This window comes from Paenibacillus sp. FSL H7-0442, from assembly GCF_038593105.1.
Taxonomy (GTDB): Bacteria; Bacillota; Bacilli; order Paenibacillales; family Paenibacillaceae; genus Paenibacillus; species Paenibacillus polymyxa_D.
The window spans coordinates 2,054,415-2,077,447 of sequence record NZ_CP151963.1 but is presented as its reverse complement, the minus strand read 5'-3'; the positions used below and the strand labels follow the sequence as shown (position 1 = coordinate 2,077,447).

Below are 23,033 nucleotides of genomic sequence, written 5' to 3'. Positions count from 1 at the left end.
TCCCTCCGTTGGTCTGAAAGTATGTTGTTTAATGTCAGGCAATCTCAGCTTCATCGTTGTCCAGCTTGACAGATACGAGTTTGGAAACCCCGCCTTCCTCCATCGTAACCCCGTACAGCACATCAGATTCTTCCATTGTGCCCTTGCGGTGTGTGACTACAATGAACTGTGTCTGCTCCGAGAATTCTCGTAAATACTGGGCAAAACGCACCACGTTTGCTTCGTCCAATGCAGCCTCTACTTCATCGAGTACACAGAATGGAACAGGTTTAACGTGTAAAATGGCAAATAGTAACGCCATCGCTGTTAACGCACGCTCACCGCCCGACAGTAGCTGCAAGTTTTGCAGTTTTTTGCCCGGTGGCTGAGCTACGATGTCAATTCCCGTCTCCAATAAGCGTTCCGGGTCAAGTAACACGAGATCAGCACGTCCGCCTCCGAACAGCTTGGAGAATACCGTTCCAAATTCGCGCCGAATAGCATCGAACGTAGTCTTAAAGCGTTTGGACATTTCTTCATCCATTTCACGAATAACCTGATAAAGTGTTGTCTTGGCCTCCACCAAATCAGACTTTTGCTCATCAAGAAACGTATAACGCTCATGCACACGCTGGTATTCATCAATGGCGCCCAGGTTCACCTCACCCAACGCGGAAATACCACGTTTGAGCCTTTCTACCTCGCTCTGCGTGCCTTCAATATCTTCCGGTATAGGGTAACGCTGCTTGGCTAACTCATAGCTGAGTTCATAATCATCACTTAATTTTTTCAGTACGTTTTCCAGCTCCACATCAAGCCGATTTACTCCAATTTCCGTTTGACGAAGCAACTCCTCCACTGACTTGAGCTGAATTCGCTGTTCTTTCGTGTCGTTCTCAGCCACTTCAAGCTTTTTGGACAAGCTACTGCGTGCAGCCCGCTTGAATTCCAGTTGTTGTGCAGCTTCTTCTTTTTTCAAACGGTATTGATTGAGATTTTCAATCTGTTTCACAGTCTCCTGCTCATTGGTCAGCAAATCTGCTTCAATGGAAGCTAGTAAGGTCTTGTTTTGTCTCGAATCCTTACCAAGAGTATCATAATCCCCACGCAATCTGCGCAACTGCTCTTCCAATGAAAAGCGTTCCTGGTCCAGCTTTCCTTCTCTTACTTTGAGATTCGTGAGCTCTCCCTGCAACTGCTCTTTGGCAGATTCGTTGGCTTTACGGGCGAATTCAGCAGCGTGAATGGCCTGATGCGTTTTCTTTTCTTCTTCCTCCAGCGCAGCTAACTTTACCAACGCTTCTTCCCGGGAAGTTTCCAGCTCCTTGATTTCCTGATCAAAGCCCTTTTTCTCCTGACCAGACGCAGCGACCTGTTCCAGAACATGACGAAGTTCATGCTCCAGTTGTTTGAGCTCCATAGCCATCTGCTGCTCTTCACCACGCTTCACATCACCGCCCTGACGTAGCTCGTCCAGACGGATCTGTGTCTCTTCCAACTGGCGTTTGGTATCTATTGCACTCTGGCGCAACCTTGCAATTTGCTGCTCCGTATCTACAATGTCTTGATCCAACTGATCCAACTGACGTTTGCGTCCAAGCAGATTAGCATTTTTCTTGAACTGGCTTCCCCCAGTCATGGAACCCCCTGCATTGACAACATCGCCTTCCAAAGTGACAACGCGGTATCTATATTGGCAACGGGCCGCAATACGGTTTGCATCTTCCAATGTACGGGCAATGACCACATTCCCCAACAAACTGCCTACAATTCCAGCATATCGATCATCGTACTGAACAAGATCAGCACCGATCCCGACAAAGCCCTCAGCTCCTTCTGCAATTTGGCGTTCCCCTGCGCCGATTTGACGCGGGCGGATAACATCCATAGGCAAAAATGTCGCTCTGCCCAGTTGACGTTGCTTTAGAAAACTGATTGCCTGTCTGGATACGGATTCATTTTCCATCACGATATGCTGAACTGAAGCACCCAAAGCAGTTTCCATTGCCTGCTCTAAATGCTCAGGCACCCGAATCAGCTCTGCTACCGCTCCATGCACACCGTGCAAGGTTTCTTTTCGTGCAGCCTTCAATACCTCTTTAACTCCAAGCATGAAGCCGTCAAAGTCATCCTGCATTTCCTTCATTGTATCTCGCCGTGAAATTTGAGCCTCACGTTTTTGTTCCCATTTACGAACTGTACCCTGGTTTTCTTCCAAAAGTTTTTGCAGGGCCTGGTACTTTTCACTTCCCTGAATATAGCCACTACGCAAACTACTGATTTCCTGCCCCAGCTTCTGAACCGCAGCTTCCAATCCCTTTTTGCGCTGTTCAAGTTGTACTTTCTGGGCTTCCCATTTGCCGGATTCGTCACTTACGCGAGTCACACGCCGTTCCAATGCTTCCTTCTGTTGGTCTGTATAACGGATTTCGTTACGCGCCTGCGCCATCTGATTCATCAGCTCCAGCAGACCACCCTTTAGACTTTCTTCCTGCTCCTGGCTGATTCCGCCTGTAACTCCAATCAGTTTGGCCTCTTCGTCAGACAGCCGCGCACGCAACTCGTCAAGCTCTACATTCAGTGCAGACAGCTTTTCGTTCAGCTGATCCAGTTCACTCTTGCGCTCGGAATGCCGTGATTCGCTTGTACTAAGTGATAAGATCAGTTGTTCCCGATTAGCCGCCAGATTGCGTGTGCGCTCTTTGAGCAATTCGCCGTAGCCTTCACTTTTCTCCGTCGCTTCACTGTATTGCAGCAGATCCCTTTGCAACTGTTCTACTTGCTCTTCCAGCTGGCGTAATTCGTTGCGGTCGCTTTCCAGCATCGCATCATGGCGGGATACCACCGTGGACAACTGAAGTTGCTCCTGCTGCAGCAAAGCTAATTTGGAAGTCGCATCGCTCCACGAAGTATGAATTTGTTCAATTTGATGGACGTACATAGAGATTTCTTTTGATTTCAATTCACCGCGTAGCTCTTTAAAATGAATCGCCTTTTCAGACTGCTCCTTAAGCGGTCCAATCTGATCCTCCAGTTCACTAACTAAATCGTGAATACGCAGCAAATTTTGCTCCGTCTCATCCAGCTTGCGAACCGCATCTTTTTTACGGGATTTATATTTTACGATACCCGAGGCTTCCTCAAAAATACCTCGACGATCCTCAGATCGAGTACTTAGGATTTCTTCAATGCGTCCCTGCCCAATAATGGAATAAGCTTCTTTACCAATCCCTGTATCCATAAACAGCTCTGTAATATCTCGGAGTCTGCATGATTGCCGATTAATGAAATATTCACTATCCCCACTTCGATGTACACGTCGCGTTACCGTAACTTCACCAAAATCCAGAGGCAACGCCTGATCTTCATTATCCAACGTAAGCGATACTTCACCGTAATTAACAGCCTTACGAGCATCACTACCTGCAAAAATAATGTCCTCCATTTTGCCGCCACGCAGTGATTTGGCACTCTGTTCGCCCAGCACCCAACGAATCCCGTCGGAAATATTACTTTTTCCGCTTCCGTTGGGTCCGACGACTGCCGTAATGCCGCGGACAAATTCCATTTCCGTTTTATCTGCAAACGATTTGAAGCCCGCCAGCTCAATGCGCTTTAAAAACATGCTCAATCTCACCTCTAACATTTCAAATATGCTTGTACAACACCGTTTACCTGATTGATATGAATTATCCCTATTGTAGCATAAACTAGCTTGTTTAAAGCACAGTACCAACACTCACATTACACCAGCAAGCCACGAAAAAAGAGCAAAACGCAGTCCATTCGCCATTACGGGCCGGGACTCCCCGCGGACTGCCCTTTGCTCTTACTTTGTGCCCCCTGCTTGCGTAACCCGTCCGGGCTGCTCAGGTACCGATTACGATTCTGCCAGCTTCAAACGGTTTAAAGCTACTGCCGCCGCTTGCTGCTCTGCTTCTTTTTTGGAGCGCCCCGTACCTGCCCCTAGCCGTTCGCTGTCCATATATACCTCGGCTACAAACTCGCGCTCATGGGCTGGTCCGCGCTCCTCTACAATCTTGTATTCAAGCATCCCCATGTTATGATGCTGTGTCAGTTCCTGAAGCTCTGTTTTGAAATCACTCATCTGAAGTTTACCATTTAATACAATTTGAGGAAAAATATAATGTTCCAGAAACGAACGGACGGCCTCCAGACCCTGATCCAAATAAAGCGCACCTACGAACGCTTCGAATACATCAGCCAACAGAGCCGGACGAGTACGTCCACCTGTCAACTCTTCACCTTTTCCAAGCAGCACATATTGCCCGAACTCAAGCCCGACAGCAAACTTCACCAGAGAAGGCTCACAGACAATAGCTGCACGCAGCTTGGTGAGTTCGCCTTCGGGTCGGTTAGGGTACTGATTGTACAATTGCTCGGACACCGTCAATTCCAGAACAGCGTCACCTAAAAATTCAAGACGCTCATTGTCTGCATGCTGACTGAACCGATGTTCGTTTACGTAGGAAGCGTGCGTAAAGGCCTGCTTCAGAAGCTGCCGATTGTTGAATTGAATATGAAGTTTCTGCTGTAATTGCTTCAAGTCTCCACTCAACGAACTGACCCCTTATGCTTCATATTTTTTTAGAATAACCGTAGCATTGTGACCGCCAAAACCAAAGGAATTGGACATAACCACATTCAGTTCCGCTTTTCTCGGCTTATTAGGTACATAATCAAGATCGCATGCCGGGTCTTGATTATCCAAATTAATCGTTGGCGGAATCGTCTGATGCTGAAGGGCGAGACCACAGATCACGGCTTCAACGCCGCCCGCTGCACCCAATAAATGCCCTGTCATCGACTTAGTTGAGCTGATCGCTACCTTATAGGCATGATCTCCAAGCGTTTTCTTAACTGCTTCCGTTTCGGATTTATCACCGACTGGCGTAGACGTACCATGTGCATTGATATAATCAATCTCTTCAGGATTCAATCCAGCGTCACGGATCGCCATTCTAATGCAGCGTGCTGCTCCCTCTGGATCAGGCTCTGTCATATGATGAGCATCGCCAGAAAGACCGTAGCCAATCACTTCACCGTAAATACACGCACCACGCTTCAAAGCATGATCCAACGATTCCAGAATAAGAACACCAGAGCCTTCGCCCATAACAAACCCGTCTCTTTCGGTATCAAAAGGGCGGCTTGCCTTTTCAGGCTCGTCGTTACGCGTGGACATCGCTCGCATGGAACAAAATCCAGCCATACCAATCGGACGGATAGTCGCCTCAGCTCCTCCGCAAATCATGGCGTCTGCGTCACCGCGCTGAATCATGCGGAAGGAATCGCCAATAGCATGACTGCCCGTGGCACAAGCCGTAACTGGTGATGTATTTGGGCCTTTAGCACCGAGCGAAATCGACACTTGACCGGAACCCATATTAGCAATCATCATCGGGATGAAGAAAGGGCTTACGCGTTTAGGTCCTTTTTCAATCAGTGCGTTGTGCTGATCTTCCCAAGTTCCCAATCCGCCAATACCGGAACCGACAGATACACCAACACGCTCAGCTTCAGCATTTTCTCCGATTACAAGTCCGCTGTCCTCAAGCGCCAATTTACTAGCAGCAACCGCAAACTGCACAAAGCGGTCCATTTTACGCGCATCCTTACGTTCAATATAATCCTCTGGATTAAAATCTTTAATGGAAGCGGCTATTTTCGTAGTGTACTCACTTGTATCGAAAGCTTCGATTTCACTGACGCCGGATTTTCCGGCCATCAGATTATCCCATAGTGTGTTCAAATCCTGTCCCAGCGAAGTGATTACACCCATTCCTGTTATGACAACACGTTGTTTCAAAGATAATCACCTCTATGTCTACTGCATATTGTATTTTAAGACCGCACACTCTTGTGCGTAAAAATAATATAGAATCAACTAAAGTTAGTAATGCGGCATACTTCTCAGCCTTTGACTAAGTTAAGCTGAACCAAACTCAAAAACACGCAGCAATTCCGCCTTTAGTTCAATCTGTATAATTAGGAGAAAGTCCCGCCTGTAACAGAACGGGACTTTTGATGACATGAATTAGGTATGAGATTGTATGTACTTCACAACTTCACCTACAGTTGTAATTTTCTCTGCATCTTCATCAGAGATTTCCATATCAAACTCATCTTCCAATTCCATTACCAATTCAACTACATCGAGAGAATCAGCGCCTAAATCATCTTTAAAAGATGCTTCAAGTGTAACTTCGGCTTCGTCGGCTCCCAAACGGTCAACGACAATGCGTTTTACGCGCTCCAATACATCGGACATCCGGCTCACCTCCTCTTAGGTATTATACGAAAATTACAATTAAAATGCCATAGAAGAGAGTTTTCTTTGACAACTCTTCATCGGGGCATGCAGATTGGCAACATGCTACTACATATACATGCCGCCATCCACATGCAAAGTCTGGCCCGTCATATATGAGGAAGCATCCGAGGCCAAGAACAGCACCACGTCAGCAATTTCCTCCGGCCGTCCAAGACGGGCCAGCGGAATACCGCTAAGCATATTGTCACGCAAATCATCAGCCAGTACCTGCGTCATCTCAGTATCGATGAATCCAGGAGCCACGCAGTTCACTGTAATACCTCTCGAAGCAAGCTCTCGAGCAGAGGATTTGGTAAGACCAATCACCCCTGCTTTAGCAGCAACGTAGTTGGCTTGTCCTGCATTGCCAAGGACACCAACCACGGAGGAGATATTGATAATTCGGCCAGAACGCTGTTTCATCATTGGACGTGTTGCCGCCTTAAGACAATTAAACACACCCTTCAGATTCGTTTCGATCACCTGATCGAATTCCTCTTCCTTCATGCGCATGATTAAATTATCTCTTGTTATGCCGGCATTATTCACCAGGATGTCAATCTTGCCCCAAGCGCCAATCACATCCTTGATCAACTGATCTGCTTCGTCAGCGCGACCGACATTAGCCTGAACTGTAATAGCCTCCACACCTTTGGCACGAATCTGCTCAGCTACCTCAGTCGCAGCCGCTTCACTGCCAGCATAGTTTACCGCCACATTAGCGCCTGCATCAGCCAGCGCCAGCGCGATACTACGGCCAATTCCGCGCGACGCTCCCGTAACGAGCGCCGTTTTTCCACTTAATGGCTTAGACATCATAGTCCTCCCTTGCAAGTATATAACCCGTTAAGGCAATGATTATACTTTTAACGAGCCTCCAAGTCTTCCGTTACAGAAGCAATCGACTCCAGGCTACTTATATTATACAGCTTAACCGTTTTGTCGATTTTTTTAACCAGTCCAGTCAAAACACTTCCCGGTCCAAACTCAACAAAAGTGTCAACACCTTGTTCCAGTAGCCATGCTACACTGTCTTCCCACAGTACCGGAGAATAGACCTGATCCACCAACAGTTGGCGGATTTCACTCCCCTCACGTACAGGTTTAGCTGTTACATTAGCCACCACCGGAATCTGAGCTTCAGAGAAAGTTACAGTCCCCAACTTGTCTGAGAGCTTGGTCGCTGCTTCCTTCATCAATGACGAGTGGAAAGGACCGCTAACCTCCAGAGTAATAGCACGCTTGCCGCCTGCTTCCTTCACACGTTCAGCGACAGCAGCTACGCCCTCCTTCGTACCAGATACAACAATTTGTCCAGGACAATTGATATTAGCTAGTTCGACCAGTTGACCAGACTCCGTAATATCACGGCACAATGCTGTCAATGCTTCACGATCAGCTCCCAACACAGCAGCCATACCGCCTTGTCCATCAGGAATAGCCTGTTCCATAAACTGACCACGTGCACGAACAGTCTCAACCGCATCCGCAAATGCAAGGACACCTGAAGCAACTAGCGCGCTGTACTCTCCTAGACTGTGTCCAGCTACATAATCGGGATGAATGTCCATTTTTTCCTTGAACGCTTCATACAGCGCAATGCTCGCCGTTAACAGTGCAGGCTGCGTATTGGATGTTTGCTTCAAAGCTGTGTCTGGCCCTTCAAAAACCAGTGTGCTTAGTGCGAACCCTAACCGTTCGTCCGCTTGGCGAAATACTTCTGTTGCAGCTGGAACTGCTTCATAAGCATCTTTAGCCATACCTACAGCTTGTGAACCCTGACCGGGGAATATAAATGCCGTTTTGCCCATCGTGTATGCACCTCTCTATATCCAATGCTTGTCCTGTAAAACACTACACAAATTCAATATTATATCAAAAATTCCATCTTATTACCAGACAAGAACCGACGCTCCCCAGGTCAAGCCACCGCCAAAGCCCACCATTAATACACGGTCGCCTTCCTTCATGCGGCCTTCCTCAGCTGCTTCTACTAGGGCGAGAGGGATTGATGCTGCGGATGTATTCGCATATTTATGAACATTAACAACTACCTTTTCCTCTGGCAAATCCAGACGTTGCATCGCCGATTGGATGATGCGAACATTGGCTTGATGTGGAACGAACAGATCAATATCATCTTTGGACAGCCCTGCTTTTTCCAACACATCAACCGTTGCCGTTCCCATAACACGAACCGCGAACTTGAACACTTCGCGTCCGTTCATGTAAATATAGTGCTGTTTATTCTCCAGTGTGTCTGCACTCGCAGGCAAACGCGAGCCACCAGCTTCCAGCTTAAGCAAGGTTCCACCTGCACCTTCAGCCCCGAGATCAAAGGATTGGAATCCTCTGCCTTCAGGCACTTCGCCAATCACTACAGCTCCTGCACCATCTCCGAATAGGACACAGGTATTGCGGTCGGTATAATCTGTAATCCGAGAAAGACAGTCTGCCCCAATGATTAACGCATTATTATAAATACCTGTCTTAATGAAGCTCGTTGCCGTAGCCAGTCCGTATACAAAACCCGAGCATGCCGCAGACAAATCGAAAGCCGCTGCGCCTTTGGCTCCCAGTTTGTCCTGAAGAATGCAGGCAGTTGACGGAAACGCCATATCCGGTGTAACCGTAGCTACAATAATTAAATCCAGATCCTGTGCCGTCATACCCGCGGACTCCAACGCCTTAATTGCTGCTTCATAAGCTAAATCAGATGTAGCCTGCTCTGGAGCTGCAATATGGCGCTCCTGAATCCCTGTACGGCTGACAATCCATTCATCACTTGTTTCTACGATTGCTTCCAAATCTTTATTGGTCAGAATTTTCTCAGGTACGTATTTCCCTGTTCCGATAACACCAACCGGCCGTAATTTATTCATATCGTCACTCACTTCCTGCTGATTTCCTTGGATATACTTTCCACCAACCGGTTTTGCAAGGCCGTACGAGCCTGCCTTACCGCATTTTTGACGGCAACGCCGTCAGACGAACCGTGACTTTTCAGGACGAGTCCACTCAAACCCAGCAAAGGAGCCCCGCCATGCTCTTTATAATCCAATTTACCTTTCAGACTGCGGAGCTCAGGCATAATCAAGGCTGCCGCAAGCTTGGTCTTCAAGGATTTGGTGAATTGCTCTTTTAAGAGAGAAAATATGGCCCCCGCTGTACCCTCTAGTGATTTTAGCATGATATTTCCAGCAAATCCATCACACACCAGTACATCGCAATTCCCAGTTAACACATCTCTCGATTCAACATTACCCACAAAATGGACAGGTAACTGCTCAATAAGTGGAAATGCCAACTTCGTCAGTTCATTGCCCTTCCCAGCTTCAGTCCCCACATTCAGCAGACCCACCCTTGGAGAAGTCACACCGTGAACTTTCTGACGATACAAGCTCCCCATCAGTGCATACTGGGCAAGATGCTCAGGCTTGGCATCCATATTGGCTCCCAAGTCAAGCGCCAGAATACCCTGATCGTCAATCGTCGGTATCATCGGCGCGAGAGCCGGACGTTCAATGCCCTCCATTCTTCCAACCACCAGCAACCCCGTGGTCATTAGCGCGCCTGTATTACCTGCAGATATCATGGCATCCGCTTCGCCTTCTCTGACCATTCGACCAGCTACGACCATTGAAGCATCCTTTTTGCGGCGCACTGCCTTTACAGGCTCGTCCTGCGCATCTATCGTTTCGGATGCATGGCGAATGCTGAGGTTCGTCGGCAACGCTCTACCGTTCAGAACCGATTCAATTCGTTCCCGGTCACCAACCAGCGTAATGTCCGTATCCTTCCATTCCGCCGCCGCAGATAGCGCGCCCTCTACTGTCGCCTCAGGAGCATTATCTCCCCCCATGGCATCAATGGCGATCCGCATGCTGACTTCCTCCTTCGCTATACTCTTCCTCCGTGGAGCGATAAATGATAAAGTTGCCTTGGAACACCATTTCTTCTCCTACGTAGGCGAAAACTTCCACTTTAGCCTTCCCTTTTTGTTCTGGATTTGAACGTACATATGCCTTGGCAATGCACTTCTCACCTAAATGAACCGGGCGGACAAAGCGTATATCCGCTGATGCAGTCAATGCTATCTCATCATTAATCACAGCAACGGCCAATGAATTGGCCTGAGCAAATACATAATGCCCCCGCGCAATGCCAGTACGCGAAAAAACATGTTCCTCTTTAATCTCAAAAATCGAAATACCGCTTCGATCCAACTGCAGATCAACGATATCCCCGATCACTTCATGCAAAGGCAAGGAACGAACCTGGTCGTAGGAGCGCTCAGCCATCAGCTTTAGCCGTTCCCGCAATTCGGGGATTCCCAGCTCCATCCGGTCCAGCCGAATAGTCTGAATACTCACCTTCAGCTGTCTTGTCAATTCCTGATCCGTTACGAATGGATTATCATCAATTAATTGAGTCAGCCGCTGCTGTCTCTGTCTCTTCGGCAAACGTTCGATGTCAGTGACGCCTCCTTTCCCTACAATAAACCATCGTTCAGACGACAGTTCGGGTTACTTTACTTCACTTTCTAACGGCGAAACTTCAAGCCGATTTGTCTTCTTGTATGTATAAAGGAACCCCTTCGGCCCTTCTTTCTTAGAACCTGGTACTAAAACAGTATATAGCATGCTGACGTAAAAAGGAAGCATGCAGACAAAAAAAGTAGCGCCTCACTGAAGTGAAGCGCTACTTTTTCTGCGAAGATTCCAAAGAATCCGCTTATCGGACATTATTGAGAGATGATCTCTCTAGCTTTGTACGTTCCGCAAACTTTGCACACATGGTGAGCAAGTTTCAATTCGCCGCATTCGGAGCATTTCACCATACCTGGTACTGCCAGTTTAAAGTGAGTACGACGTTTGTCGCGACGAGTTTTGGATGTTCTCCGTTGAGGTACTGCCATTATTCCCACCTCCTTAACCAGATCAACCCCGCATAACGGGTATGACTTCTTATCTCATTCAAGACTGAAGAAAATGCCAGAAGCAATTATCTTACAGCCGGTGAATCAAGCCTGCAACATCCACGCATCGGTTCTGTAACTTTCCGGCACAAGCGGATGATGATTTTTCAGAATTGAACTCAATTCTCATTTAAAAAAATCCTTAAGCCCTGCCAGACGCGGATCAATCTTTTCCGTATCGCCATCGCTACTGTCATCGGAGCCAATACTCCAGTTTTGTCCGGTCTTTGGTGCGATTCCCTGACAATCCTCACTGCACAAAGGCGCAAACGGCACATGCAGTACAAACAGTTCTTCACAATACGGTGCAATGTCGAAGGAGTCCTCCGTCACTGCGATAAAATCGCCATCTTCATCCTCCTCTTCAACACTCGAAGAGGTTTGCTTGAACCGTTCACGGAATTCAATCTTTAAATCCTCGTGCATCGGGCTTAAACAGCGTGAGCAGAGCATGTCCAGACCTGCGGTCAACGTGCCTTCCACGCTCATCAACCCTTGACCCAGACTAACGGCGACCAAGTCGGTCTCCAGCGGGGAAACGGCCGTAACATCAGCACGATCATCCACCAATTCACTCACATTAAGAGATTCACGGATAGGAAAAGGACCGTCACTTGTTGCTACTTTGCGAAAAAATAGTTGCATCACTATCACTCCAAACAAACAAAAATTATTATACCGACTGATCGAGTCGTTTGTCAACACCTTTCACTTTACACCACTCACAAATCCACCGGTTTTCCAATGGTTCGACAAGTTTTATGCAGAAGCAAAAATGCATTGTGCTAAACATGTACTGATGAGTATTCGTACCCCCGCCACTCTTCGTGTACAATAATGCGAGTATAAAGCTTTTTCGTCCAGGTCTCAATGGTCTTGTTCATGCCGATGCTGAAAAATCAGTATAGCTGCCCTGAAAACAATCATTCACGGGTACTTAACCATTATTGTCAAAATAGTTATCCAATAAGCTACTATAAGAAAGGAGCCGACATACGGTCTTGAAAACACTCGGTATGATTGTAGAGTACAATCCCCTGCATAACGGACATGTCCATCACTGGGAGGAATCTCTTCGCATCACTGGTGCACAGCGCACAGTGGCTGTGATGAGTGGTCCTTTCCTTCAGCGAGGTGAACCCGCGATTACAGACAAATGGTCCCGCACCGAAATGGCACTCGCCATGGGTGTGGACCTCGTTCTGGAGCTGCCTGTGGCCTATGCCGTCCAGCCTGCAGAATGGTTTGCCCGCGGAGCAATCGCCCTGCTCCATGCGACAGGCATCGTAGACGCGCTCTGCTTCGGCAGCGAGAGCGGAGACATCGCCCCGCTGCGCGCGCTGGCCCGCGTGCTGGCGGCAGAGCCGGCCGAGCTCAAGGCCGGCATCGCGCAGCGCCTGAGCAGCGGCGCGAGCTATCCCGCTGCCTACGCGGGAGCCGCAGCCGCGCTCGCGGCCGAAGGAGCGGACGGCGCTGCGCTCGCCGCCCTCATGCAGCAGCCCAACAATACGTTGGGGCTGCATTACTTGATTGCGCTGGAACGGCTGGGCAGCACAATCAAGCCCTTCACGGTAGCCCGCACGGGATCGGGCTACCATGAAGCCGTGGCCCCTGCGGACGGAGTCATCGCCAGTGCCACGGCCATTCGCCGTCTGCTGCTGGACGGCGGGCCGGAGGCCGCGTCGCCATACATACCTGCGGCGACACTGGGGATTTTGCGGCGCGAGTGGCAAGCCGAACGCGCTCCGCTGCATTGGGAAGCGTTCAGCCAGCCGCTGCTGAACGCCCTGATCACACGTAGCTCGCAGCAGCTGGCGGAGCTGCACGAGGTCACCGAAGGGCTGGAGCATCGTCTGCGACAATCGCTTTACACGCTGCCCCAGCCCTCTGTGGAGGCCCTGCTCGCCGCGATCAAGACAAGGCGCTATACTCGTACGAAGCTCCAGCGGATGTGTGCACATATTTTGCTAAATCATGCCAAAGCCGATATGACTCCGGCTGAGCTGGCGAAAGGTCCGGGCTATATGCGCGTGCTTGGCTTTAACAGGGCTGGACGCGAACTGCTGGCACGTATGAAGCAGACAGCCACCCTTCCGGTATGGGTCAAGCTGTCTGCCGGATCACATCCTCATCTGGACTGGGATACAGCCGCAGCCGCCATACATGCAGCCGGGATGCCACGCCCCGCCATCCGCGACATGTATGCTGATTACTTGCGACCGCCCATTATGGTTTGATGGGCAGCTTTTCCATATAATTCAGCGCATCGCCAAGTTTGCGAACCGGAACAAGCTTCATCCGGGTTCCAATTTGCTCAGCTTTGGTCTTGGCCTCTTTATAATTATCCGCAGGGACGAAAAACAAATCCGCACCCTGACGGTCAGCAGCAACTATTTTATACTTTGCACCACCAATCGCTCCAACCTGACCGTCCTTATCAATGGTACCCGTACCGGCTACACGATATCCCTTACTCAAATCACCTGGTGTCAGTTGGTTATAGATTTCCATGGTAAACATCAAACCTGCCGAAGGACCGCCAACATCCGTAGATGTAAAATGAATCGTTTTACGTCCATCCTTCGGCTCTACCTTCTGTACCGTGGCAATACTGACGCCAAATCCGGAACGTTGCTTGCCCGTCTCACTGTCCGTAATGGTCGTTAAAGGAGCTTGCACGGACAGCAACTTTCCATCGCGCTTTAGCTTCACTTTAGCCATTATTCCCGGTTTTTCGTCCTCCAAAGCCTTCCGAATGGAACGATTATCGGTCACCCTCACGCCGTTCAGCTCCAATATTTCATCCCCGGGGTCAAACACGCTGCTCGATCCCGGGACCTTAAATACATACACGTAATCCGGCACAATGCGATAGGGGACATGGGCACGGGTGTAGGCAGCCTCCATCGCGGAAGACTGGGAATCCCCCATATACCATACCTGTTCTGCCGCATATTCGTCTTCACTTCTTCCATGCAGACGATCCTCTTTGCGCTGAATCTCCGAATTGCGGTCCAACTTGGACAGGCCCAACATGATAACATTGGCATAACGCGCCGATACCGTCGTCATCATAAAGGCCCCCCGTTCGATGCTGTCACCCTCCCGAACTCTAACCATCGGTTTAATCTCATTTGCCCCACCTGGTCCGTAGATCAGATAAGGGGTTGGCATATAGACCAGCACATAGACCATTGCAGCCAGCATTAAGACATAACCGGTTGTAAAAAAAGCTCTTTTCCGGTTTATTCGTTTCATTGCTTCTCCCCCCTTCCAGCCTAACTTCTCCCATCTTATCCAAGTGCCTCTGTGCACCTGTTCTCAAGCCTTTCAAAAAAGCATACATTATTTACGACAACGTATACGAACAACCTATCCCAAGACAGCGAACGTGAATAAACGCTGGAGATAGCATCCGACTCTCCTTAGCATATTTATGAGAGGTGAATTTTTTGATGCAAAAGGAAGCCCATTCCGCTCCTTATTGGACAACCGTACTGCTTGGCCTCGGAGCCATTTTGCTTGTACTGGCTGTTGTCGCCTCACCAGAAAAAGTATTTCAAGCCTCTACTCAAGGCCTTAAGCTATGGTGGAATATTATTTTCCCAGCTATGCTACCTTTTTTGATGCTGTCCGAAATGCTCATCGCCTTTGGTCTAGTACATGGACTAGGTGTCCTGCTGGAACCGTTTATGCGATTCTGGTTCCGTCTACCCGGACGAAGCGGCTGGGTGTTGGCCCTCGGCCTGACCGCGGGATTCCCGGCTGCTGCGGAAGCAGTACGCCAATGGTCACAACAGGAAGATATGACCGCGCTTCAGCTTCGACGTCTAACCGCCATCGCTCATTTCTGCAATCCGATTACCATCCTGCTCGTCATCGGGACAGGGCTACTGCACAATGCTGCCGTAGGCGTGATGTTACTTGCCGTTCACTGGATTTCCGGGCTGCTGGCAGGCTGGATCACCGCCAGACTACCTGTACCGTCCAAAGAATTGCAAAAACGGGAAACGCCAGCTGCCCTTCGGCGCACCTCAGTTTCCCGTACTTCTCCCTCCCTGATCCGATCCGCATGGGAAGCTACCCGTTCTGCCAGAGAACGGGACGGCCGCAGCTTCGGAAAACTGTTGGGCGAAACCGTATCCCATGCTGTACAGACGCTGATGGTGACAGGTGGATTCATTATTTTCTTTTCCGTACTGATTCGACTGCTGTCCATATACACAGGCCAAGGATCGCTTTCTTTCATATGGCCTGCTTGGATGGAAATCCATCTGGGTTCCTATGAAATCAGCCGTCTGCCCTACGATCTCCGTACACAAGCAGCGCTGATCAGTGCTGTGTTGGGCTGGGGCGGCCTGTGCGGCTGGCTTCAAATTACCGCCGTCACCAGACCTTCCGACAAGGGTATCACCTTCACCTTGTCACGAGTGCTCCATGGGATCATTGCTTTTGGACTTACCTTGGCGACATGGGTCCCGCTTAACCGCATCGTCAGCAATACAATTCCCGCTTACGTCAGTCGCAGTTCTGTGTCTTCTTTTGCGGAAAGCGTAAATGAATCCGCCACGCATCCTGTCATGGCCGAAGCCAGCAGCTTACTAACACAAATAGAAGGAACATCTATGTACCCCTGGCAACTAACCGTACTGTCCATTGCGCTGCTGGGTACAATTATAGTTACCCTGCTGGCCTTTTCCTTTATGACTTCATGGTGGAGCCGCCGCGATTTGCGTTGACCTTTGCACGCAGCGCGTCTTCCACCTCCGGTGCCACCAGATCTACAACCTTGCCATCAAAATGCGCAATTTCCTTCACCATACTGGAACTCAGATATGAATAAGCCGGATTGGTCATCATAAAGATCGTTTCCGCATCCGGGTTCAGCTTATGATTTGTAGAGGCTAATTGCAGCTCATATTCAAAATCAGTCACCGACCGGATTCCTCTGACAATAACTTGGGCCCCTTTTTGACGTACATAATTAGCTGTCAAATCACGGAAGCTGTCCACCTCAACGTTCGGGATATTGCGAGTTACCGTTCGCAGCAGCTCCATTCGTTCCTCAAGTGAAAACAGCGGATTTTTACTAATATTGTTAAGAACCGCGACAATCAATAGATCAAACTGTCTGGCTGCTCTTTGAATAATATCCTGGTGCCCCATTGTCACAGGATCAAAGGTTCCCGGATATACGGCAATACGTGGTTTGTGCTCAATCATGATGGTCCTCCCCGTCTGATTCGATGATGCCGAACTTGACCACTCCGGCTTCTGTATGTTCTTCGACATCCGATAAAGCATCGGCTGCAAAATGATAAATGGATAACGCCGTTTCCCCATAGACTGCTTTTCTAACCTGTTCGAACGGCCCGAAGCTTTCCGGATATTCATGTCCCGATTCATACTCCAGCACGATGATTGCATCTGAACGAAGCAAGTTCAATTCAACCATACGGCTCATCAATTCATCTCCGTGTTTGAGACGATAGGGCGGATCCAGAAAAACAGCATCAAAAAGAGCTCCACGTTTTGCCAGCGCCTTGAGCGCTCGTCCAGCATCATTGCGGAACACTTCAGCCTGTCCTTCCAATCCAGTTTTTCGCAAATTTTCTTTAATGACATCAATGCTTTTGGATTCCATATCAATAAAAACAGCCTTGTCCATCCCCCGGCTAAGCGCCTCTATACCCAGGCCGCCACTGCCAGCAAACAGATCAAGTGCGACTCCCCCATCAAAATAAGGACCTATCATGCTAAATAGCGCTTCCTTGACCTTATCCGTGGTTGGCCGCGTCCCTGTGCCGGGAACTGCCTTTAACGGCCTTCCTTTGGCACTACCTGATACCACTCTCACGCTGAAACTCACCTATTTTCTATATGTGTTCATAACCATAGATTATGACGCTATCGTACCACATGCACCGCCGTTTGAAAAACTTAGGATGAGGCAGGTATAAAAAACCATTCCCTGGGCATCCTTAGGATATCGGCATTCAACCAATGTCGTAGACAACCGCGGAGAAGACTTACGTTTCCCCATAAGCTCTTCGTCCGGTTTCTCCTCTCCCATTCGGGCGCTCTTTAAATGGAGCGCCTGATTTTTTTTGCATAAAAAGAAGCTGCTTAATAGCAGCTCTCTATGTATCATTTTTCTATCTCGGCATTTTGTTTATTTCAGTAGTTCCTCGGGTGTATCCCCTTGATAAACATACACGTAACTCGCCACTGATACAGCAAATGTAGCAAACATAGACAACGATGTGGCTAACCCATATACCATTTTTCTCATCATTCCACTCACCTCCTTCCCCGGATCAATGTTAGGCTTTGGACCAAAAAAGCAACAGCCACTACAGAGGAACCGATTACAAAATTAGTACATACAAGCAAGGAGGATAACAGCCGCAAGAAGGGATAAAACCGTACTGGAATGCGCGACTGCTTTTCAATTCTGGACGGGGCAAAACATAAAACGAAAATGAGAGCTATTCCGGTAAACAGGTTTGTCCACCCACTATTTAAGGCAATGCAGGATATGTAAGTAAAAGCTGCTGAGGTCACCAACACACATGTCATGCCCGTTTTCAAATGAATGCCTCCTGACATTTGGCGCAGTAGGGCGAAAGCGACGAGAATCGTAACAGCCTCTACCATACGCCTCGTGAAGAATGAGGCGAATAGTGTCAACACAATGATCAGGGACGCATTCAGAATGAGAGCAAGTGCGTATTTAAGTACCGCGACAGAGGCCGGATGATCAGGCACAGTACGTTTGATCTGGTTAGCAAGTTTGAAAGCCATCGCTTCAATCATCCCGGTATTCCTTTCCGATTGCATAATAGATGAAAAATCCCGAAACCAGTGCAAAAAATATCATACTTAACCATACCTCGTTATAGTAGAGCACAATAGAAGTTGAAATGAGAGACAGGATAATCAGCGTGATGACAATGCCATATTCCTCTTTGAACTTAAGCTTCTTGAAATTAGGGGAAAAGCCGATCCCTTTTCGAGACAACATCAATGAAATAAGCAGTCCTACTGCCGCGCTTACCACTTGTAGCTGATAGCCCTTCAAGGACCCATCCTGCAGCTCAGAAACCGGAAGATTGCCGAACATGACTTTTAAGAATACCGACTGAACAACGGCATATGCAAAATAACCTGTAACCGTCATAATACCGGACCACACAATCGGAATCTTCACGACCGTAGCGAGTAAAAAAATAAAAAGCAGCATATTTACGACAGGCACCAAATACGAAAGGGAAAACTCCTCTCGAAGCATATAACTTTGCATATTCATAATCAGGTTAACAAAAATGGCCTGCCATAGATAAGGGGTCATTTTAACTTTAAAAACACTCAAAATAAGCGCAAAAACAGCGACTCCCTCAAGTGTGGAGAAAAGCAAAAAGCCGATTGGCTTCAAAAGCATGCGTGCATCTCCTTTACAATTCCAACAAACCTCATCGGTGTATTCAAAAACTTGGATGTACATCGAATATAAAGGGCTGGGAGCTACTTTTCAAGAGGTCTTTTCAATTATTTCATAAATTTATTCAAGCACTTCAACCAAATGTTATCGGATGCTGCTTCAAGTTGTAGCTTAGGCAACACTTTCTTTGACCGAATCTCCCTGCTTGCGCACAGGCTTCATACGTGATATAAGCTTTTTCCCCCAACGGATGCCGGGCTGTTCAATCCACGAGTAGGTAAACCAAGATAGTCCGATGGTGACTAGCAACGTCATGATAAACATAAGTGTGAGGCTGACTAGGGGAGCAAAAGGTATTTTAACCTGTACGACTAGTCCCAGAGCCAGCATATGCGTCAAATACATGCTGTAGCTAAGGCGGCCGATCCATGACCATACCCGATTAAGCAGCCATATCGGCTGCCAGTGATACAAAGCATACGCTCCCAGCAGCAACCCGACACCTATGAGAACATCGGTCATGCCTTCTAAAAATGAAAATAGCACAGAAACAAGCAGCAAAACTCCACTAACCCGGTCTATACTTTTCCAATGCCGCTCGTCTTTCCAAATGAAAAACAACAATATACCTAGCCCAAAGACAGGCAATTGATTCGGAAACCATAAATACAGATAGTGCCCCCATAAAGAGTGATCACTAATCCATGGATATTGAACACTTACCGTATTTAGCCCCAAGCTTACCACAAGCGCCATCACGACAAACCACGTCGCATGGCGGACGGATCGGATTAGCTTAAATAATAGAGGGATAAACAGATAAAACATACATTCCACCGCAATGGACCATTCCACACCGATAATGCTGTTGATCCAGTACGGATTCAGACCATTCAGAAACAGGACATGAGCTGCGATATTGGCGGCAGTGACTCCCTCCTGATCCCCAAGCCAAAATCGTGGACCTGTCCCGTTCACAACTAAATAGATTCCTAACATCACGTAATACAAAGGAGCAATCCGAAAAAAACGACGCATCAGGTAAGCTGAAATTCTTTCACTCTTGTTACCCGAACGTCTGCTTAAGGACAAAAATAGCGTAAAAGCGCTGGCCATATAAAATAAAGCGACACCTTTGGCTCCTATACTCAAGCCTTTTTGCAACCATCCGTTTAATCCGTCCACATGCTGGCTGACATGCACAAGCAAAACTCCAATAATAGCCAGCGCCCTTAGCGTATCTACAAATTGCAGCTTGTCATCTTCCATTTTCCCCTTAGCTTCGGGCATCGTATCCCTCCATAACAGCCTCAAATGATACATTTTGTATCTATAATACACAAAATGTATCACTAAAGTAAATATCCTCGTTATGCAAAAAAAACACCTTCCGACCGCAAAGAAATGCGGCCAAAAGATGTTCATTTTGTCATTTGTTTAAATGAAAAGGTACGGTCGTTACGATCACGTCTTTATAATTAATTAAATAAGCTCTCATCAGTAAGCTGGTCTGATTGTGTAGAATATTTTCCCACCAGTGCTTGGTGATGAATTGTGGAATGAGAACAGTGATATGGTCCTCGTCTGCTTTTTTCCACTCTACTGTATCGATGAACTTGCGAAGCGGATTAATAATGCTGCGATAACGGGATTTCAGTACGACCAAACGTATACCGACATCCCACTCTTCCCATTTCTGTTCCATTTTGCGAATTGCATCATCATCCACACCCACATATACGGCAACCACATTGTCCGACAAGGTTTTGGCATAGCTGATCGTATTCATGACGACTCGCGTAATGCCTGCCACCGGAATAATAATCGTATTGCCTTTCACCATAGGTTTATCCTTGGTAATATCAATGCGCAGTTGTTCAGCCGTATTTTTGTAATGCCTGTTGATCTTCATAAAGAAATACAGAACCAAAGGCAGGAAGATAAAGACTACCCACACCTGGCTAAACTTGGTGAAGATAAAGATGAGCGTAATCGACAGCGTGGTCAGCATCCCAACCGTATTAATAGCAAGTTTGACAATCCAGCCTGGCGGTTTGAGCTTGATCCAGCGAATCATCATACCAAGCTGTGAAAGGGTAAACGGGATAAATACCCCTACTGCATAAAGCGGGATCAGATTTTCTGTGTTGCCGCCAAATACGATGACCAGCAATGCCGAGAAGATACTCAGAAACAAAATACCATTAGAGTATCCGAGCCGATCTCCACGAACCATGAACATGTGCGGCATGTATTTGTCCTTCGCGAGCATAAAAGCAAGCAATGGAAAGGCCGAATAGGCTGTATTCGCCGCCAAAAACAAGATGAGCGCCGTTACACCCTGAATGATGTAATACATCACACCGCGCCCGAAAGTGGCGTTCGCAATTTGCGAAATGACCGTTTCATGCGGATTAGGACGAACACCGTACCAATAAGCCAGCAAACTGATTCCGATAAACATACACCCGAGAATCAAACCCATCATCATTAGTGTAGTTGCTGCATTTTTGGCAGCTGGCTTGCGGAAGTTCGGAATGGCATTCGAGACAGCTTCTACCCCAGTTAACGCCGAGCAACCCGAGCTGAACGCCTTCAGTAACAGGAACAGGCTGACGTTGGATACCGTAGCTCCAAATTGCGGTGCTGCAGCATGAGCTCCCCCTGCCACGTAATGAATGATACCGCTAATAATCAAAACAAATATGGCAACAACAAATAAGTAAATCGGTACAGCCAGCACTGAGGCAGATTCTGTTACTCCGCGCAAGTTCATAATCGTCAAAAAGATGATCATAATTAGAGCAATGGCGATCCGATGATCATGTAACGATGGGAACGCCGATGTAATGGCATCTGTACCTGCTGATGAGCTAACTGCTACCGTCAGAATATAATCGACCAGCAAAGAACCGCCTGCAATCAGACTCGGACTCTTTCCCAAATTGTCCTGTGCAACAATGTACGCTCCTCCGCCACCAGGATAGGAAAAAATGGTCTGTCTATAAGACAGGATCAGAATGATCAGCAAACCCAATACCGCAATGGATATAGGAATGGAATACCATAGGGCAGCAAAGCCGGCTGTAATTAAAACCAGCAGAATTTGCTCCGTTCCATAAGCTACAGAGGATAAGGCATCTGAGGACAGAATGGCCAGTGCCTTGAGCTTATTCAGCTTCTCATCTTCAAGGGCCGTCGACTTTCGCGGACGACCGATTAATAATCTTTTGACTTTGCTCAGCATTTCGTTGACTCCTTCTTTGGATGAGGGTTTTGCAAAAGAATTATGGATCTTATGTTTATTATGTCACCTGCACATCAGATTGATGAAACAAATGAACTATTATTTTATACTCCCTCTTCCTGAAAAAAACAATAAGGAATGCTCCCTAAAAAGAGCATTCCCGAGTAAGAAAGAGCATTTCGATAAAATACCTTTATGTATACAGTAATTTGAACCTTTCCGGGGTAATTCCTTCAGCTCGGCGAAAAGTTGCCACAAAATGACTGGTATCTCGGAAGCCCACTCGCTCCGAAATCTCCTTTACTGTTAATTGCGGATATTCCGCCATCATTTCCTTGGCCTTCCGCAGCCGAATCACAATCAGATAAGCATACGAAGTCACACCAAACGCTTGCTTAAATAATGTATTTAAATGACGGGAGCTGACATTCATCATAACTGCCATATCACCTAGGCCCACATCTGGACTGGCATAATTTTGCTCCATAAAGGCCAGTACAGGGGTTAATCGTTCCACATTATGGGATAGGGAAGGCATCGAGCTATGTTGTCCATGTTTACGCAGCAGAGTCAGAAAACGATACATATTGGCCGAAGCATCTAATCCAGACAAATCACGTTCACTAACCATGGAATGAAGCATCGTTTCCCCAAAACTGTGCAGCTCGCTATCCGGGTCCCAATGATACCCACGCGTATGCTTTAACCCCAGTGCAGTCAGTACAGCAGCGGCGATGGGGCCGTCAAATGTAATGTATAACGTTCGCCATACCTTGGTCGCCCGTCTGTATGCATGGGATTCCCCAGGTAGCAGCAGAACTCCAGACTGCTCCCCCAGACGAAAGGTCCCCCCTTTAAATGTAAACATCCCTTCACCAGACACCGTCTGAATCCAGTGAAAGCACGGATAGCCCTCTGGACGGGACACATCCTCCTGCCTGCTGTTAAATCCGATACTTTCAATAAAAAGGGGTAAAGAGTGCTCACGCGTAGTCAGGAAAAATCGCAAATGATGGGGAGTTAAAATCATAAAAAGCACCTCCGGCGTATGCGG

General features: G+C 47.8%; 22 protein-coding genes. 2 read left to right on the top strand and 20 right to left on the bottom strand.

The features are described 5' to 3' along the window. Positions 1-34 precede the first annotated feature (34 nt). The 11 genes from smc to MHH57_RS09455 all read right to left on the bottom strand — a co-directional run bounded on the left by smc (position 35) and on the right by MHH57_RS09455 (position 11,936). Positions 35-3,604, bottom strand: a complete 3,570-nt coding sequence (gene smc, locus MHH57_RS09505) for a chromosome segregation protein SMC (RefSeq protein WP_340885080.1) — start codon at positions 3,602-3,604, stop codon at positions 35-37. Between the two features lie 255 nt (positions 3,605-3,859). Continuing rightward, on the bottom strand, positions 3,860-4,558 hold the full coding sequence (rnc, locus tag MHH57_RS09500) for a ribonuclease III (protein WP_029515003.1): 699 nt from the start codon (positions 4,556-4,558) through the stop codon (positions 3,860-3,862). Between the two features lie 12 nt (positions 4,559-4,570). Beyond that, a complete protein-coding gene (fabF, locus tag MHH57_RS09495) occupies positions 4,571-5,809 on the bottom strand; it encodes a beta-ketoacyl-ACP synthase II (RefSeq protein ID WP_342435040.1) in 1,239 nt (412 codons plus the stop codon). A gap of 228 nt (positions 5,810-6,037) precedes the next feature. Next, the gene (locus MHH57_RS09490; protein ID WP_007429985.1) at positions 6,038-6,271 is read right to left on the bottom strand and encodes an acyl carrier protein; all 234 of its coding nucleotides are present in this window, start codon (positions 6,269-6,271) and stop codon (positions 6,038-6,040) included. A gap of 108 nt (positions 6,272-6,379) precedes the next feature. Beyond that, a complete protein-coding gene (gene fabG / locus MHH57_RS09485; protein ID WP_039274753.1) occupies positions 6,380-7,129 on the bottom strand; it encodes a 3-oxoacyl-[acyl-carrier-protein] reductase in 750 nt (249 codons plus the stop codon). A 50-nt stretch (positions 7,130-7,179) separates the two neighbouring features. Continuing rightward, positions 7,180-8,124, bottom strand: coding sequence for an ACP S-malonyltransferase (gene fabD, locus MHH57_RS09480; protein WP_342435039.1), 945 nt, complete (start codon positions 8,122-8,124; stop codon positions 7,180-7,182). Positions 8,125-8,205: 81 nt separating this feature from the next. Next, positions 8,206-9,195, bottom strand: a complete 990-nt coding sequence (locus MHH57_RS09475; protein ID WP_029515009.1) for a beta-ketoacyl-ACP synthase III — start codon at positions 9,193-9,195, stop codon at positions 8,206-8,208. An 8-nt stretch (positions 9,196-9,203) separates the two neighbouring features. Beyond that, positions 9,204-10,196: a phosphate acyltransferase PlsX gene (plsX, locus tag MHH57_RS09470; protein WP_039274759.1), complete on the bottom strand. Its 993-nt coding sequence runs from the start codon at positions 10,194-10,196 to the stop codon at positions 9,204-9,206. Then, positions 10,180-10,776: a transcription factor FapR gene (gene fapR / locus MHH57_RS09465; protein ID WP_069011389.1), complete on the bottom strand. Its 597-nt coding sequence runs from the start codon at positions 10,774-10,776 to the stop codon at positions 10,180-10,182. The genes plsX and fapR overlap by 17 nt, the downstream gene beginning before the upstream one ends. Before the next feature lie 281 nt (positions 10,777-11,057). Continuing rightward, positions 11,058-11,231 (bottom strand): 50S ribosomal protein L32, encoded by a 174-nt coding sequence (rpmF, locus tag MHH57_RS09460; RefSeq protein WP_007429979.1) that lies wholly within the window; start codon positions 11,229-11,231, stop codon positions 11,058-11,060. A gap of 186 nt (positions 11,232-11,417) precedes the next feature. Then, complete coding sequence (locus tag MHH57_RS09455; protein ID WP_029515015.1) at positions 11,418-11,936, bottom strand: DUF177 domain-containing protein; 519 nt, start codon at positions 11,934-11,936, stop codon at positions 11,418-11,420. 356 nt (positions 11,937-12,292) lie between these two features. Here MHH57_RS09455 and MHH57_RS09450 point away from each other — a divergent pair, with 356 nt between their 5' ends. Beyond that, entirely contained in the window at positions 12,293-13,528 is a 1,236-nt protein-coding gene (locus MHH57_RS09450) for a nucleotidyltransferase (RefSeq protein WP_165147631.1), read from the top strand. Here the strand turns inward: MHH57_RS09450 and MHH57_RS09445 are convergent. Further along, on the bottom strand, positions 13,518-14,549 hold the full coding sequence (locus MHH57_RS09445; protein ID WP_165147634.1) for a S16 family serine protease: 1,032 nt from the start codon (positions 14,547-14,549) through the stop codon (positions 13,518-13,520). The two genes, MHH57_RS09450 and MHH57_RS09445, sit on opposite strands and share 11 nt — an antisense overlap. A gap of 197 nt (positions 14,550-14,746) precedes the next feature. Between MHH57_RS09445 and MHH57_RS09440 the strand changes: the two genes are divergently transcribed. Further along, positions 14,747-16,030 (top strand): nucleoside recognition domain-containing protein, encoded by a 1,284-nt coding sequence (locus MHH57_RS09440; RefSeq protein ID WP_029514738.1) that lies wholly within the window; start codon positions 14,747-14,749, stop codon positions 16,028-16,030. Here the strand turns inward: MHH57_RS09440 and coaD are convergent. From coaD to MHH57_RS09400, 8 genes are all read right to left on the bottom strand, one after another. After that, positions 15,993-16,514: a pantetheine-phosphate adenylyltransferase gene (gene coaD / locus MHH57_RS09435; RefSeq protein ID WP_029514739.1), complete on the bottom strand. Its 522-nt coding sequence runs from the start codon at positions 16,512-16,514 to the stop codon at positions 15,993-15,995. The two genes, MHH57_RS09440 and coaD, sit on opposite strands and share 38 nt — an antisense overlap. Continuing rightward, the gene (gene rsmD / locus MHH57_RS09430) at positions 16,507-17,148 is read right to left on the bottom strand and encodes a 16S rRNA (guanine(966)-N(2))-methyltransferase RsmD (protein ID WP_029514740.1); all 642 of its coding nucleotides are present in this window, start codon (positions 17,146-17,148) and stop codon (positions 16,507-16,509) included. Before rsmD ends, coaD begins: the two co-directional genes overlap by 8 nt. Before the next feature lie 315 nt (positions 17,149-17,463). Next, positions 17,464-17,586, bottom strand: coding sequence for a cyclic lactone autoinducer peptide (locus MHH57_RS09425; protein WP_023988155.1), 123 nt, complete (start codon positions 17,584-17,586; stop codon positions 17,464-17,466). 5 nt (positions 17,587-17,591) lie between these two features. Then, the gene (locus MHH57_RS09420; RefSeq protein ID WP_342435038.1) at positions 17,592-18,107 is read right to left on the bottom strand and encodes an accessory gene regulator B family protein; all 516 of its coding nucleotides are present in this window, start codon (positions 18,105-18,107) and stop codon (positions 17,592-17,594) included. Continuing rightward, positions 18,100-18,732, bottom strand: a complete 633-nt coding sequence (locus tag MHH57_RS09415) for a hypothetical protein (protein WP_209948015.1) — start codon at positions 18,730-18,732, stop codon at positions 18,100-18,102. The genes MHH57_RS09420 and MHH57_RS09415 overlap by 8 nt, the downstream gene beginning before the upstream one ends. Positions 18,733-18,903: 171 nt before the next feature. After that, entirely contained in the window at positions 18,904-20,022 is a 1,119-nt protein-coding gene (locus tag MHH57_RS09410) for an acyltransferase (protein ID WP_209948013.1), read from the bottom strand. A 139-nt stretch (positions 20,023-20,161) separates the two neighbouring features. Continuing rightward, the gene (locus MHH57_RS09405; protein ID WP_029514744.1) at positions 20,162-21,979 is read right to left on the bottom strand and encodes an APC family permease; all 1,818 of its coding nucleotides are present in this window, start codon (positions 21,977-21,979) and stop codon (positions 20,162-20,164) included. 193 nt (positions 21,980-22,172) lie between these two features. Next, entirely contained in the window at positions 22,173-23,009 is an 837-nt protein-coding gene (locus tag MHH57_RS09400; RefSeq protein WP_029514745.1) for an AraC family transcriptional regulator, read from the bottom strand. Positions 23,010-23,033: the final 24 nt, after the last annotated feature.

Bases quoted from the DNA above. Each gene is read 5' to 3' on its own strand.
- smc (WP_340885080.1), bottom strand. From the start codon at position 3,604: ATGTTTTTAAAGCGCATTGAGCTGGCGGGCTTCAAATCGTTTGCAGAT.
- MHH57_RS09490 (WP_007429985.1), bottom strand. From the start codon at position 6,271: ATGTCCGATGTATTGGAGCGCGTAAAACGCATTGTCGTTGACCGTTTG.
- fabG (WP_039274753.1), bottom strand. From the start codon at position 7,129: ATGTCTAAGCCATTAAGTGGAAAAACGGCGCTCGTTACGGGAGCGTCG.
- fabD (WP_342435039.1), bottom strand. From the start codon at position 8,124: ATGGGCAAAACGGCATTTATATTCCCCGGTCAGGGTTCACAAGCTGTA.
- MHH57_RS09475 (WP_029515009.1), bottom strand. From the start codon at position 9,195: ATGAATAAATTACGGCCGGTTGGTGTTATCGGAACAGGGAAATACGTA.
- plsX (WP_039274759.1), bottom strand. From the start codon at position 10,196: ATGCGGATCGCCATTGATGCCATGGGGGGAGATAATGCTCCTGAGGCG.
- rpmF (WP_007429979.1), bottom strand. From the start codon at position 11,231: ATGGCAGTACCTCAACGGAGAACATCCAAAACTCGTCGCGACAAACGT.
- MHH57_RS09455 (WP_029515015.1), bottom strand. From the start codon at position 11,936: ATGCAACTATTTTTTCGCAAAGTAGCAACAAGTGACGGTCCTTTTCCT.
- MHH57_RS09445 (WP_165147634.1), bottom strand. From the start codon at position 14,549: ATGAAACGAATAAACCGGAAAAGAGCTTTTTTTACAACCGGTTATGTC.
- MHH57_RS09440 (WP_029514738.1), top strand. From the start codon at position 14,747: ATGCAAAAGGAAGCCCATTCCGCTCCTTATTGGACAACCGTACTGCTT.
- coaD (WP_029514739.1), bottom strand. From the start codon at position 16,514: ATGATTGAGCACAAACCACGTATTGCCGTATATCCGGGAACCTTTGAT.
- MHH57_RS09425 (WP_023988155.1), bottom strand. From the start codon at position 17,586: ATGATGAGAAAAATGGTATATGGGTTAGCCACATCGTTGTCTATGTTT.
- MHH57_RS09420 (WP_342435038.1), bottom strand. From the start codon at position 18,107: ATGATTGAAGCGATGGCTTTCAAACTTGCTAACCAGATCAAACGTACT.
- MHH57_RS09415 (WP_209948015.1), bottom strand. From the start codon at position 18,732: ATGCTTTTGAAGCCAATCGGCTTTTTGCTTTTCTCCACACTTGAGGGA.
- MHH57_RS09410 (WP_209948013.1), bottom strand. From the start codon at position 20,022: ATGCCCGAAGCTAAGGGGAAAATGGAAGATGACAAGCTGCAATTTGTA.
- MHH57_RS09405 (WP_029514744.1), bottom strand. From the start codon at position 21,979: ATGCTGAGCAAAGTCAAAAGATTATTAATCGGTCGTCCGCGAAAGTCG.
- MHH57_RS09400 (WP_029514745.1), bottom strand. From the start codon at position 23,009: ATGATTTTAACTCCCCATCATTTGCGATTTTTCCTGACTACGCGTGAG.